The sequence below is a fragment of the Thioclava arctica genome (assembly GCF_040892615.1).
GTDB classification, from domain to species: Bacteria; Pseudomonadota; Alphaproteobacteria; order Rhodobacterales; family Rhodobacteraceae; genus Thioclava; species Thioclava arctica.
The window spans coordinates 462,651-476,179 of record NZ_JBFRYC010000003.1 but is presented as its reverse complement, the minus strand read 5'-3'; the positions used below and the strand labels follow the sequence as shown (position 1 = coordinate 476,179).

At 59.5% G+C, this 13,529-nt stretch carries 14 protein-coding genes; 1 reads left to right on the top strand and 13 read right to left on the bottom strand.

What is annotated here, in order from left to right:
* Positions 1-6: 6 nt before the first annotated feature.
* The 12 genes from AB4874_RS07910 to rbfA form a co-directional block, all read right to left on the bottom strand.
* On the bottom strand, positions 7-1,074 hold the full coding sequence (locus AB4874_RS07910; protein WP_368391578.1) for a glycosyltransferase: 1,068 nt from the start codon (positions 1,072-1,074) through the stop codon (positions 7-9).
* Positions 1,067-1,828, bottom strand: a complete 762-nt coding sequence (locus AB4874_RS07905; RefSeq protein ID WP_368391577.1) for a glycosyltransferase family 25 protein — start codon at positions 1,826-1,828, stop codon at positions 1,067-1,069. Before AB4874_RS07905 ends, AB4874_RS07910 begins: the two co-directional genes overlap by 8 nt.
* 3 nt (positions 1,829-1,831) lie before the next feature.
* Positions 1,832-2,548 carry an FkbM family methyltransferase gene (locus AB4874_RS07900; RefSeq protein ID WP_368391576.1) on the bottom strand — a complete coding sequence of 239 codons (717 nt, stop codon included), beginning with the start codon at positions 2,546-2,548 and terminating at the stop codon, positions 1,832-1,834.
* Between the two features lie 98 nt (positions 2,549-2,646).
* Positions 2,647-3,696, bottom strand: a complete 1,050-nt coding sequence (locus AB4874_RS07895; RefSeq protein ID WP_368391575.1) for a glycosyltransferase family 2 protein — start codon at positions 3,694-3,696, stop codon at positions 2,647-2,649.
* A gap of 92 nt (positions 3,697-3,788) precedes the next feature.
* Entirely contained in the window at positions 3,789-5,933 is a 2,145-nt protein-coding gene (pnp, locus tag AB4874_RS07890) for a polyribonucleotide nucleotidyltransferase (protein ID WP_295532109.1), read from the bottom strand.
* A 251-nt stretch (positions 5,934-6,184) separates the two neighbouring features.
* Positions 6,185-7,654: a sodium/proline symporter PutP gene (gene putP / locus AB4874_RS07885; RefSeq protein ID WP_368391574.1), complete on the bottom strand. Its 1,470-nt coding sequence runs from the start codon at positions 7,652-7,654 to the stop codon at positions 6,185-6,187.
* Positions 7,655-7,928: 274 nt separating this feature from the next.
* Positions 7,929-8,198, bottom strand: coding sequence for a 30S ribosomal protein S15 (rpsO, locus tag AB4874_RS07880; protein ID WP_295532114.1), 270 nt, complete (start codon positions 8,196-8,198; stop codon positions 7,929-7,931).
* Positions 8,199-8,342: 144 nt separating this feature from the next.
* Positions 8,343-9,425: a calcium-binding protein gene (locus tag AB4874_RS07875; RefSeq protein ID WP_368391573.1), complete on the bottom strand. Its 1,083-nt coding sequence runs from the start codon at positions 9,423-9,425 to the stop codon at positions 8,343-8,345.
* A 117-nt stretch (positions 9,426-9,542) separates the two neighbouring features.
* Positions 9,543-10,073, bottom strand: coding sequence for a DUF1643 domain-containing protein (locus tag AB4874_RS07870; RefSeq protein WP_368391572.1), 531 nt, complete (start codon positions 10,071-10,073; stop codon positions 9,543-9,545).
* A gap of 93 nt (positions 10,074-10,166) precedes the next feature.
* A complete protein-coding gene (gene truB, locus AB4874_RS07865; RefSeq protein WP_368391571.1) occupies positions 10,167-11,075 on the bottom strand; it encodes a tRNA pseudouridine(55) synthase TruB in 909 nt (302 codons plus the stop codon).
* Positions 11,076-11,126: 51 nt separating this feature from the next.
* A complete protein-coding gene (locus tag AB4874_RS07860; protein WP_368391570.1) occupies positions 11,127-11,879 on the bottom strand; it encodes a phosphodiester glycosidase family protein in 753 nt (250 codons plus the stop codon).
* A complete protein-coding gene (rbfA, locus tag AB4874_RS07855; RefSeq protein WP_368391569.1) occupies positions 11,860-12,288 on the bottom strand; it encodes a 30S ribosome-binding factor RbfA in 429 nt (142 codons plus the stop codon). Before rbfA ends, AB4874_RS07860 begins: the two co-directional genes overlap by 20 nt.
* Before the next feature lie 98 nt (positions 12,289-12,386).
* On the opposite strand from rbfA, the gene dapB reads away from it, so the two are divergent.
* Positions 12,387-13,196: a 4-hydroxy-tetrahydrodipicolinate reductase gene (gene dapB, locus AB4874_RS07850; RefSeq protein ID WP_368391568.1), complete on the top strand. Its 810-nt coding sequence runs from the start codon at positions 12,387-12,389 to the stop codon at positions 13,194-13,196.
* A gap of 85 nt (positions 13,197-13,281) precedes the next feature.
* On the opposite strand, the gene AB4874_RS07845 is transcribed toward dapB, so the two are convergent.
* Positions 13,282-13,479, bottom strand: a complete 198-nt coding sequence (locus tag AB4874_RS07845) for a DUF1674 domain-containing protein (RefSeq protein ID WP_368391567.1) — start codon at positions 13,477-13,479, stop codon at positions 13,282-13,284.
* Between the last annotated feature and the right edge of the window lie 50 nt (positions 13,480-13,529).

The following is a 13,529-nucleotide window of genomic DNA, read 5'->3' as shown; positions in this document are numbered from 1 at the left end:
GCGCTTTCATTCCGCATCGGGTCTGGTCTGGGCTGTAAAATCGCCCGAAAACACGCGCAGATAGGCATCGACCACCGCATCACGACTGAAATACGCGTCAAGCCGTTCGCGGGCATTGGCAACGAACATCTCACCCAAACCCGGCTCATCGCGCAACCGCGCCAAACCAGCGGCAATCGCAAAGTCATCGTCGATCTCGGTGACGATCCCGTCGACGCCATCGCGCATATACCAGTCCGGCCCCTCAGAGCGTGTCGCGACCGTCGGCACACCGGCCTGCCACGCCTCAAGCAAGGTATTGCCCAAGGGCTCATGGCGCGAGGGCATCACGAACGCATCGCCAGCCGCCACATGATGCATCGGCTCGCTCACCCAGCCTGCAAAACGCACCCGGTCGGCCATGCCCAACTCTTTCGCCAGAGCCGTGAGCGCGCCGCGTTGCTCTCCATCCCCCAGCAGCCATAAATAGGCGTCGGGCAGGCGGGCAACCGCCCGGATCAACGTATCAAACCCTTTGCGCCGCACGAAACGGCCCGAGGCTACCACGACAAACGCCCCTTCCGGGGTGCCCATTGCAGCGCGATTGATCGGGCTTGCATCTACCTTGCGGGCGAAATTCGAGATCGTCAGAACCGGGCGTTGCCAGCCCAGATCGCGACAGCGCGTGGCAATCCCCGGCAGATTTCCCACCAGCACATCGCATTTGCCGAAATGTTTAAGATTCTCGGGAAAATCCCCCATCCGCGCAAGTTTCACGACACCGGGCCAGTCATGCAACAACCGCCCCGCGCGCGGCATCCACGCCATCACCGCGTCGGGCTTCCAGTCGCGCACCCACGCATTTGCCCGCCAATGCGCCAGCAGGCTGAGCGGCGAAATCCGGCTGAAATTGTTGCGCATCACCGGGCCGAGCGGCGTGATGTCCCCCTCCCAAGTCCGGTTCGGGCGGATCACAAAGCGCTGCTCCAGTCCGCGTTCGGCGAAAGCTCCTGCGAGGTTCACGAAAAACCGCTCCGCCCCGCCCTCTTTGCCGAAATGGAAATGCAACACACGTTTGGGCATCGCCTTAGTCATTGTGCGACCAACCTTCCTTGCGCCGATGACGCGCCAATGCGCGACGATAGCGCAACCCATAAATCAGCGAATGCAGCGCTTGGCCCAAGCCGCCGCGCCGCCCGGCGCGACGTGCCTTGCCAATGGTGCCCGTGACCGCCTGTTGATCGCCGATGCGCACGGGCCCGGGCAGCACCAAGGCCACCCGCAGCCCGGTTTCCCAGACGAATTTTTGATCCTCATCCACGGGGCGGAAAAACGGCGTGGCGCGCGCAACCAAACGCTGCGCCGCCGCGCGGGTCAGCGCATAGCCGATCAGGCAGGTCGGCACCCGATACGGAACGCCAATACGGATGCCGGGAAGCAGATCGCGCGCCTGCGCCAAATCAACCTGAGGATCGAGCGTGAACAGCTTGACCATGTCCCAATCGCGCGCGCCGTCGTTGGACAGGGCCTCAATCACGGGGCGCAACGTGTCGTCGGCCTCGAAATCATCCTCAAAGATCACGCCACCTTCGGCCGGACCCTCGGCAATCTGGCGCCAAGCGTCGATATGCGACAGGTAACAGCCAATCTCGGCAGGCACGAGCGGCTGACGGCCCGCACGCGCATTGCGCTTAGCGTCATAACAGGCATCGATTTTGGCCTGCGGCAATTGCCAGCCATTCACTGCCTCAACCCGCTGAAACGCAATCCCCTGCCCCTCAAGCACCGCCCGCGCCTGATCCATCCGCACAGTATTATCGGCAAGGTTTATGACATAGGCAGGCCACATGGGTTAGCTTGTCTCTCGACTAAGCCAGACTGTTTTATGCCGCTTTTCACGAAGGTTAAAGCCACGTTCAACTAGATTTGCCAGCATGCCATCAATCGCCTTTTCACCCATGATATGGGGATGCACTTCGATAATCATTTCGCGTATGCTCGACAAATCGGCCGCTTCTAGCAGTGCAATTTCACCACCTTCGACGTCCATTACCAATACATTTGCCTTGGTTTCCTCCAAAGCCTGCTTGATCGAAACACTTTCCACGGTTACCTGATCACTCTTGAGGCCGCGATCTATGACCGAGGAAGAAACGATACCCGGATCGCGGAAGAAAGTAATCGGGCTGCCATCGACTGTAACCGCCTTGAGTATCAGGTTAGGAGACAAACCATTGAGAGCATAATTCTCACGGATAATTGTCTCTAGCGTAGAATTTGCCTCATAGGAAGTGACGCGACCTTCACTCGCAGCTTTGGTGCAGATAAGACCAACCACGCCCACCCCAGCGCCAATCTCGATCACCCTATCAGTTGAACGGATCGCTTTGCGAGCAAGCTGCCTCTCTGCAAGTTCGTAGCCCCCCTTTATTATGCCTGCCGCAACTGAACGCGGGACCTTATCCTCGGCACAGATCAGACATAGCCCGTCGAGGCGAGTAACTTTCCTGCGTGTAACACGATGCAGCCAGAGGCGCAGACTTCTAAAAATCGGTTTTTTGCGTGTCACTCGTATCTCCCTGTTCGCCTCCCGATCACCTCTCTTTTTGGTGATCGCCCTACAAGTCCAATAGACGACGGCTCCAGAGCAGGCAAGCTGCGCGCGGCTTATCCCAAGAGCCGCCCGAGTGACTTGCTAGTTTGATAGGGCCGCGTGCCTGTGAAGGTCGGAGAACGGGCAAGCAATGCTTCCTGTTCGACAATATGCATGTAATGCGCGCTTCCCTGAGCATGTTCGCCCCGGTCTGCGATGTAGCGGATTTGGTCGACGCCATTCGTAAACTTGAAATGCAAAAGCGCCATACGTGATTTTGCCAATGGCAGCTTGCGCGAGAGTGCATGCGCTCCATTGTAGAAATACATTCCGGACTGCCAGCGTAACAAAGGTATCTTGGTCAAATTGTATAGCGGTACATTACGCAGTCGGGCTCTTAGCCGGTGCCTAAGCAACGCCGCCCTCAATCTCTCGACATATCCAGGTTCGTAACTGCCACCAACGTCAGCAAATCGGTGTATCATTCTCGCTTCGGCGGAATCTCGTGAAACCCCCAATGGAGCGAAAATCCGCTGCCGCATGCCACCTATCACCTGGAAATAGGGGGTCGGATACTTTGCGCGAAATTTGCGCGGACTGGCAATTCGCATATAAGAATCGGGGCCATCAAAAAGTGGGAATGTTTCGATCAAACGCCCCTCTTGATACCGATGTTCGCTAAGCGGCGCATCCTGATACATGTCGATCATCGTTGCTTGCACAGCTTCAGCCCCTTCCGACTCGAAGCCGGAAATAACCGTATGCAAATCACGATCTTCCACTTGGTGATAGACTAGATGTTCGTCGACATCGGGCACAACGACCCACGAACAATCGCAATACCCATCCAGCAGTTGAGCACGCCAGAAACGCTTATCGCGCGAATAGCTTGAACCATCGACAGGCGAAAAAAGGCTCACATCATGTTGCGCTTCAAGCAGTTCGCGTGAGCCGTCGTTCGAACGATCATCAACTATCAGAAAATGATCAACTCCAAGCAAACGGTAGTGCGCAAGGAACTCTGGTAAAATCCGCCCTTCATTGTGAGTAAGTGCGACACATGTCAAACGCGCGCCAGACTTGCGCAGCGCTGTGATAGGCTTGAGTAGGCTTGTCTGGTTCATGACATCTCCGGCGACCTGCTTGGCTACATCAAATAGCAAAGGCCCCTGCTATTGGGCAGGGGCCAGCGCAATTTTCATCGAAAGCGAAAAGCTTACGCGTCTTCGCCTTTTGCCTTTTCCGGAGCAATCTCTTGCCCGGTTTCCTGATCGACCATCTTCATGCCGAGGCGCACTTTACCGCGATCGTCAAATCCGAGCAGTTTCACCTTCACTTCCTGACCTTCCTTGAGCAGATCGCTCGGGTGGTTCAGGCGGGTGTTGGCGATCTGGCTGACATGGACGAGGCCGTCGCGCTTGCCGAAGAAGTTCACGAAGGCGCCGAAATCGACGAGCTTCACGACTTTGCCGGTGTAGATCTGGCCTTCCTCGGGCTCGGCCACGATCGCGTGGATCATGTCGTAAGCCTTCTGGATAGCCTCACCATTGGCCGAAGCGATCTTGATGACACCGTCATCGTTGATATCGACCTTGGCACCCGACACTTCGACGATCTCGCGGATCACCTTGCCGCCCGAGCCGATCACTTCACGGATCTTGTCGGTCGGGATCTGCATCGTCTCGATGCGCGGAGCATGGGCGGAGAATTCCTGACGGCCAGCCGACAGCGCCTTGTTCATCTCGCCAAGGATGTGCATCCGGCCATCTTTCGCCTGCGCAAGCGCCTGCTCCATGATGTCGGGCGTGATGCCCGCAACCTTGATGTCCATCTGCAACGAGGTGATGCCGTTCTCGGTACCCGCCACTTTGAAGTCCATGTCGCCAAGGTGATCTTCGTCACCCAGGATGTCGGTCAGCACGGCGTATTTGCCATCCTCTTCAAGGATCAGGCCCATCGCCACACCAGCCACCGGAGCTTTCAGCGGAACGCCCGCATCCATCATCGACAGCGAACCACCGCAGACCGACGCCATCGACGACGAGCCGTTGGATTCGGTGATCTCGGACACCACGCGAATGGTGTAGGGGAAGTCGGTCGCAGCCGGCAGCACCGCTTGCAGCGCGCGCCATGCCAGCTTGCCGTGACCAATTTCACGACGCCCCGGACCCATCACACGACCCACTTCACCGACCGAGTAGGGCGGGAAGTTGTAATGCAGCAGGAAGTTGGAGCGCGAGTTGCCATGCAGCGCGTCGATGATCTGTTCATCATCGCCGGTGCCCAGCGTGGTCACGACCAGCGCCTGCGTTTCACCACGGGTGAACAGCGAGGAGCCATGGGTGCGCGGCAGGATGCCGACTTCGGACACGATCGGACGCACGGTGGTGTTGTCACGCCCGTCGATACGCGCGCCACCACTGATGATGTCGCCACGCAGGATCGAGGATTCGAGCTTTTTGAACGCCGAACCGAGGTTGACGTCGGCCAGATCATCTTCGCTCAATGCAGCTTTGATGGCATCACGGGCAGCAGCGATCGCATTGGTGCGCTCTTGCTTGTCCTTGATGGCAAAGGCGGCGCGCATCTGCGCTTCGCCAGCGGCTTTGACCTTGCCATACAGCGCGGAATAATCCGGAGCCTGGAAGTCGAAGGGCTCTTTGGCTGCCGTTTCGGCCAGATCGATGATCAGGTCCAGCACGGGCTGCATCGCCTCGTGACCGAATTTCACAGCGCCCAGCATCTCGGCTTCCGACAGCTCGTAAGCTTCGGATTCGACCATCATCACGGCGTCTTTGGTGCCTGCGACAACCAGATCGAGACGCTGCTCGGGGTTCTCGCGCAGTTTCTGCATGTCGTCGACTTCGGGGTTGAGGATGTATTCGCCATCCGCATAACCCACGCGCGCCGCCGCGATCGGCCCCATGAAGGGCACGCCCGAAATGGTCAGCGCAGCCGAGGCCGCGATCATCGCCACGACGTCGGGTTCGTTGACCAGATCGTGCGAAAGCACGGTACACATCACCAGCACTTCATGTTTGAAGCCCGGCACGAACAGCGGACGGCACGGACGGTCGATCAGACGCGCGGTCAGCGTCTCTTTCTCGGTCGGGCGCGCCTCGCGCTTGAAGAAGCCGCCCGGCACTTTGCCCGCAGCGTAATATTTCTCTTGGTAATGCACCGTGAGCGGGAAGAAATCCTGACCCGGCTTCGGCGCCTTGGCGAAAGTCACGTTGGCCATGACCGAGGTTTCGCCCAAAGTGGCGATAACCGAGCCGTCAGCCTGACGCGCAACTTTACCGGTTTCCAGCGTGAGCTCTTCTTCGCCCCACTGGATTGATTTTTTAACGATATTGAACATTCAGCGTATCCTGTCTGGGAGCACCCACGGGCCCATCCCGTGTCTCCCGATTTGCATGGCGGCCCCATTGCCGCCGCCCCCAATCCTAATCGCATGTGCCCGGGGGCTTTGGGCGTCACGTCACAGATGGCAGCGCCATACAGGAAAACAAGGGAGTTGGGAAGCACAAGCTGCACGCGCCCCGCCCGTTGCAGCCACGAAAAAACGCCCGCCTCACATGAGACGGGCGTTTCCGTGATGGGACGGGGTGATTATTCCGCGGGGATCGCGCGGAACTCTCCGGTGTCGCGGGTCGCAAGGCTGACCGCCACAATCGCGACGAACGCGGCGATGAAACCGGGGATGATCTCATAGACCCCTGCGCCGCCCATGAAGGACTTGTTCAGCCCCAGAGCGATCCAGATGATCACCGTCAGCGCGCCGACAACCAAACCAGCGACTGCACCGAGCCCGGTCATTCGCTTCCATGTCAGCGACAGCAGGATCAGCGGGCCAAAGGCTGCGCCGAAACCGGCCCAGGCGTTTGACACAAGACCCAACACTTTGCTGTCAGGATTGCGCGCGATGATGATCGCCGCGACCCCGACCGCCAGCACCGCCAGACGCCCGACATTGACCAAGGTGCGGTCCGATGCATCCCGGTTGAGGACCATCTTGTAGAAATCCTCGGTCAGCGACGAGGACGAGACCAACAACTGGCTCGACACCGTCGACATGATCGCCGCCAGTAGCGCGGCATAGAGGAACCCGGTGATCAACGGGTGGAACAGCAGGTTCGACAGGATGATAAAGATCGTCTCGGGATCAGTGACGTTCAGCCCGTTACGCTCAGCATAGGCGCGCCCGAAAATCCCGACCGAAATCGCGCCGATCAGCGAAATCGCCATCCAGCCCATGCCGATATTGCGTGCTTTTGGCACATCGGCAACCGAGCGCACGGCCATAAAGCGCACGATAATATGGGGCTGACCGAAATAGCCCAGCCCCCAAGCCACAGCCGAGAGCCAGCCCACAAAGGTCAACCCGTGCGTCATCGACAGGTAGTTCGGATCAATCGCGGTCAGACGGGTCGCCGCAGCGCTCACCCCATCGCCCTGCCCGGTGGTCAGGATTACGATCGGCATGATCACCAGCGCCAGCATCATGATGCAGCCCTGCACGAAATCGGTCAGACTGACGGCCAGAAACCCGCCGATTACGGTGTAAACCAGTACGATCCCCAGCGTCAGGATCACACCCGCCATGTAGCTGCCACCAAAGGCACTGGCGAACAGCTTGCCGCCGCCGACCAAGCCCGAAGCGGTATACACAGCGAAGAACACCACGATGATCACGGCCGACACCATGCGCAGCAGCGCGGCTTGGGTGGGGAAGCGATTGCCCAAGAACCCCGGAATGGTGAGACTGTTGTCATAACGCTCGGTCTGCTCGCGCAGGCGCGGGGCCACGACGATCCAGTTCACCAGCGCGCCCACGAACAGACCGATCCCGATCCAGCTTTGCGTCAGGCCAGACACAAACAACGCGCCGGGTAGGCCCAGCAGCAGCCAACCGCTCATATCAGATGCCCCAGCCGACAGCGCGGCAACGGCGGGGGGCAGATTGCGCCCGCCCAGCATGTATTCCTCAGAATTCGATGTGGATTTACGCCAAGCGTATACGCCGATGCCAATCATCAAAACGAAATACGCGGTCAGGCTGATCCAGACGCCAACTCCCATTTGCTCCTCCATGTCGCAATGTTTCATGTGTCCTGTTCGCAGGGAACTCGTGACACAGTTTAATTGTAAATCGAAGGAAAATTAGGCCATTGGACTTGCGCGGCAAACGGTTTGGTCAAATCGTCTTTAAAAAATGAATATTTAGGTCAAATCGCCACTAAAGAGCCGAATACAGATCATTCGACTTCTTGAAATTCCGCCAAAAAGGCAGGTGTCAAAGCAAAACGCCCGCCTGTGAAGGCGGGCGCTTGCGCAGTTCGAAAACTGACGACGGTTAGCGGCGCAGGCCGAGACGCTCGATCAGCGACTGGTAGCGGGCCACATCTTTGGCTTTGGTGTAATCGAGCAGCTTGCGGCGCTGCGCGACGAGCATCAGCAGACCACGACGCGAGTGGTTGTCTTTTTTATGCTCTTTGAAATGCTCGGTGAGGTTTGCGATACGCTTGGTCAGGATCGCGACCTGAACTTCGGGCGAACCGGTGTCGCCTTCTTTGGTGGCGTATTCTTTGATCAGCGCATTCTTGTCTTCAACAGTGATCGACATCGGGATCTCCTTATATCGAGGGTTCGGGCGCAAGCCGGGATGTCGTCCAGCAGGGTCCATATATACCGAGCCTGTTCGGTTCGGATGGGCGCGTATAGGCGCGAATCGGCGCGAAGAAAAGTGATTTTTCGCGGCGTCTGCGCCCTAGAGCCACGCAAATTGCTGCGGCGTCGCCAGCAGCACGTCTTCGCTTCTTAGATCGCGCGCGTTGAGCACCTCGGCCAGCCGCACCCCGTTGAGCAAGACCCAAGACGCCGCCTCATGATCTTGCGATGGCTCAACTGACACCACCGGATCGGGCGTCGCCTCGGGGTCATAAACGATCGCGATTTGATCTTCGCTCTGGGCGTAATCGGCAATTGTGGCCGGCGCGGCAGGATCAATCCATTCGCCCAAAGTGAACAGATCGCTATCCTCACCGCCATTGGCCCAATCGCCTGACCCCATCACCAGCGTGTCCGCCCCAGCGCCGCCATTCAGCAGGTCGCCATCCTCTCGGTCATCGAAGCCAGCATTGGGAACAAGCCCAAGGATAACATCATCGCCAGCCCCGCCCGACATCTCGTCATGGCCCTGATCGCCAGACAAGGTGTCATCGCCTGCATCGCCCTCCAGCGTGTCATCGCCGCTGCCCCCGCGCAGCAAGTCGCCATCGGCCCCGCCCGACAGCGTGTCGCTGCCCGCGCCACCCATCAGCGTGTCCGCGCCAAAGGCACCGACCAACGCGTCATCGCCATCTTCGGCAACCAGCAAATCATCGCCATCCCCACCATTAAGCGCATCATCGCCCGCGCCCCCGGCCAGCATGTCATCGCCCGCATCGCCAAACAGATGATCGCGCCCATCGCCACCCAGCAGCGTGTCGTTGCCCTCATAGCCTGCGATCTGATCATCGCCCGCGCCGCCCTCAATCGTGTCGCCCTGCGCGGCCCCCCAGACGATATCATCGCCCGCGCCCGCGCTTGGAGAAACAACCGGATCAAGACGTTCTTCGCCTGCGGTGACCTCGGCTGGCACGTCATTGGGCCCGGAGACATCCTCTAGCGTGACCTGCATCTCAGTCGCGGTCGCCAAATCGAACAGATCGGGCGCGTCACTATTTTCAGACCCGTCCGAAACCTCAGTCTCAGGGTCCGTATCGGTTTCAGACGTATCCGATTTGAACGCAAACATGCCCGCAGACGTCCCGGCAACGAGAAGCCCCAATAGGCTGGACAGAAAAAGCATAGATCACACCTCTGTGAATTCGCGTGATTGATACGCCATTTCCAGAGGGTTCTCTAATGAGAAAAGGTTAAAATACTAAGCGTTTGTTAACACAGGCCGCATGACGCGATCATGAAATCACTTGTGTGGACCGGGCCAAAGCGCCGGTTGGCGGTCATAGGCGATATAGAGCGGATGCTTGGGCGCCCCCGACTTGGTCAGCCCAAGCTGGTGCAGATCACGCCCGGTCGCGCGCAGCAGGCGCTCGACAGAAGCGCCGCGATCAAGATGCGCCCCATGCGCCCCCCAGGCACAGATGATGCGGTCGTCAGGCCCGCTTGCCCATGCAACACTATCGCGGATCATCATGTCATTGTCCGGGCCAACCGGATCGGTTTGCGCGCGCATCACCTTGGGATCGGTGGCGCGCCAAGCAAAAATATTGGTCACCCGGAACGCGCCAAAGCCCAGAGCGCGGGCGCGGCGCTCGCAACGCTCGACGGTCGGGTCATTCTGGCGCTCGGTTGCGGTGGAAGGGTTGAGCATCACGAACAGCGCGCGCGGTTTGCGCGTGTCCCAGACACGGGTCAGCGCGTAGCGATACGCCTCGCATTCGGAATAGAGCGCGACAGAGGGCGCATCGCCCTTGATATGTTCACGTGAGATCATCACCAATCGCTCCGTTTCCTTCTGCCAGCCCCGATTGCGCCAAGCTCCAGCTGCGGAAGCCTCCGGCGGGAGTATTTCGGGCTAGATGAAAGATCAAAGATTGAAGACGCGCGAGGGGTGCAATTCGCCCGATTTATAGACACCCACAGCAAGCGGCTTGCCCTCAAAACTGACCCAGGCCTCATCGCCCCATTCCACTGCATCCGCGCCGGGAATAACCATGCCAGGATTGCCATTCTTCAGCCGCACAGCGCCTTCTGGCGTGGCTTTGAGCTGGGGCAGGTCATCCAGCCCCAATTCCAACGGCAGCAGTTTGGCATCGAGTTCGGGGGTCTTGGCGAGCGCATCAATCTGATCGAGGCTGATCCCGTCACTGGCCTCGAATGGCCCCGACCATTCGCGGCGCAGCCATGCAACATGACCAAGACAGCCAAGGTTTTGCCCCAGATCGCGCGCGATCGAGCGCACATAGCCACCCTTGCCGCAGACCATTTCCAACTCGACCTGATCTGCATCGAGGCGCGCAATCATCACCAAGCTTTCCACAAAAAGCGGGCGCGCCACGAGATCCATTTCCTCACCTGCGCGCGCCAAAGCATAGGCGCGTTCGCCATCCACCTTTACGGCAGAGAATTGCGGCGGGACTTGCTCGATATCGCCTTCAAAGGCGTGTAGCGCGGTGCGGATTTCGTCATCAGAGGGGCGCGCGTCGGAGGTGGCGATCACCTCGCCTTCGGCATCGTCGGTCTTGGTCGATGCCCCCAATTGCACTACGAAACGGTAGCATTTCAGCGCATCGGTGATGAAAGGCACGGTTTTGGTGGCCTCGCCCAGCGCCACGGCAAGAACGCCGGTCGCCGCAGGATCAAGCGTGCCGGCATGGCCTGCCTTCTTTGCGTCCAAGGCCCAGCGCACCTTATTGACCACAGAGGTCGACGTCACACCCGCAGGTTTGTCCACGATCAGCCAACCTGAAATATCGCGCCCTTTTTTGCGAGCCATAATCGTCCCTTATCTTTGCAGCGCGTCTGCTATCGCAGGGGGCAGACCGCGTCAATTGGCGGCAGGTTTCGCTGCGATCAGCGCCACGATTGGCCCCATAGGCAACCCCAGATCCTCGCGCCCCTGCGCAGGAACCGTCAACCGCGAGACCTTGCCATCAAAATAAAGCGCATCTTTCGCGCCCAGATCGTCGCGGAAAAACCGCGCGAATTGATGAAATGTCACGGGCTGGTTGGAAATCGCGAACCATGCCGTCTGACCATCCGCCGAAACCCCGACACCGTTGCGAATATTGGTCGAGGTGCCATCGGCGAGAAACTTGGGGTGCAGCGCGCCGTCGATCACCAGCATCGGGCCGGATTGCGTTGCATAGCGACAGCTTGGCGGATCGGCTGCAAAGGCACGCGATTCAATGACCGATAGCGTATCGGCAATACAAAACACCCCGTTGGGCAGCAACCCGAAATTCCCCGGCCCCTCGGAGGTCACAATTTTATGCTCTTGGGTGCCATCCTCGACGAACAGCCCAACCGGCTTGCGATCAGGATGATACATGCCCGCATTCATCGCAAAAACCACCTGCTTGTCAGCGGGCAGGATCGCGGCAAGGCGCTCGGGCGTGCCGATCAGCTGACCATCGGAATCATTGAGGTAAAGCCGCAAATCATCGCCCGCATGCGCGGTGCAAACGGTATAGCCAAGCCCGTCAAACTGCATGTCTTCACAGGGCACCGTTTGCGCCCAAGCGGGCACCGCGAGCAGCGCAAGCACCGCGAACGCCACGTTAGTCACGCGCGTCGTCATCATCGCCTTCATCGCGCGCCGCGATGTCGCGCTGCACCGTTTCATCTGAAAACAAGCGCCGCGTCTCATCCATCTGGTCATAGGTCTCATCAAGACGGAACCGCAGATCGGGAACGTATTTCGCCGTCATCTCTTTGCCCAGAAGATGGCGCAGCTCGCCCTTGTTGCGCGCCAGTGCCGCGATCAAGTCACTGCCGCCCTGACCGCCCAAAGGCGTGACATAAGCGGTGGCAACTTTGAGATCGGGCGAACACCGCACCTCCCCCACTGTCACCGAAATCCGGTTGAGATCGGGATCATGCACATCGCCACGCAAAAGCAGATCCGACAGGGTGTGCCGGATCAGCTCGCCCATGCGAAGCTGACGGAGTTTCGGCCCGCGGGCCGCTGAGGAACTGTTCTTTGCCATGGCGCTCACATAATGCTTCAGGCCTGCGCGCGCAACGGGGGCTTTGCATGGGCGCGCGCAAGCGGCTAGATAGCGCCAAAGCGAGAAGGAGATGTCAGATGAGCGATTTGCCGGGTATCGTCGTGACCGGGGCTTCGGGGCGCATGGGCCAGATGCTGATCCGCCTCATCCAAGACAGTGCCAAAGCGCGTCTTGTCGGCGCAATTGAACGCGAGGGCCATGACTGGGTCGGGCGCGATCTTGGCGAGGCGATGGGTGGAGCCGCCAATGGCGTGCTCGTGACCGATGACCCGCTCGTGGCGTTTTCGGGCGCGCAGGCCGTGATCGACTTCACCGCCCCTGATGCCACCGTGGCCTTCGCCAAACTCGCCGCCCAAGCCCGCCTCACCCATGTCATCGGCACTACCGGCATGGGCGTAGATCACATCGCCGCGCTCAAACCCTGCGCGCGCCATGCGGTGATCGTGCGCGCGGGCAACATGAGTCTCGGGGTCAATCTTCTCACGCAGCTTACGAAAAAGGTCGCCGCCGCGCTGGATACCGATTGGGATATTGAGGTGATCGAGGCCCATCACAACAAAAAAGTCGACGCCCCTTCAGGAACGGCGCTGATGCTGGGCGAGGCCGCCGCGGAAGGCCGGGGCATCACGCTCGCCGAGCACCGCGAATCGGGGCGTGACGGAATGACCGGCGCGCGGGCGAAAGGGGCCATCGGCTTTTCTGCCATTCGCGGCGGCGATATCGTGGGCGAGCATGACGTGCTTTTCGCAGGCCAAGGCGAGCGTATCGTACTGCGCCATATTGCCACCGACCGCGCCATTTTTGCACGCGGCGCACTCAAGGCCGCGCTTTGGGGGCAAGACAAAGCGCCCGGAGAATATGACATGCTCGACGTCTTGGGCCTCTGAACCGCCGCCCCCACTCCAAATTCTGAAAATATCCTGCGGGGGTCCGGGGGTGCAAAACCCCCGGCGTGCACCAAGGGCGCGGCGCTCAGAAATCGATCGCGAGACCCTTTTTTTCCCAATCGCCGTAGCGCACCGGCTCGGGGCCATCACGTCCACCCAGTTCTGTGGGCAGTTCGGCCCCCTTCACGGCGCGGCGGCGTTCTTCAGCCTCCGCCAAGGCACGTTGAGCGGCGGGCGGCAAATCGTGTGGCTGTTGCGGATTATCGCGAAATTCTTCGGACATCGGAGGGTGTTCCTTGTCAGTGGGCGCGCGCATGATATAGGCCGTTGACC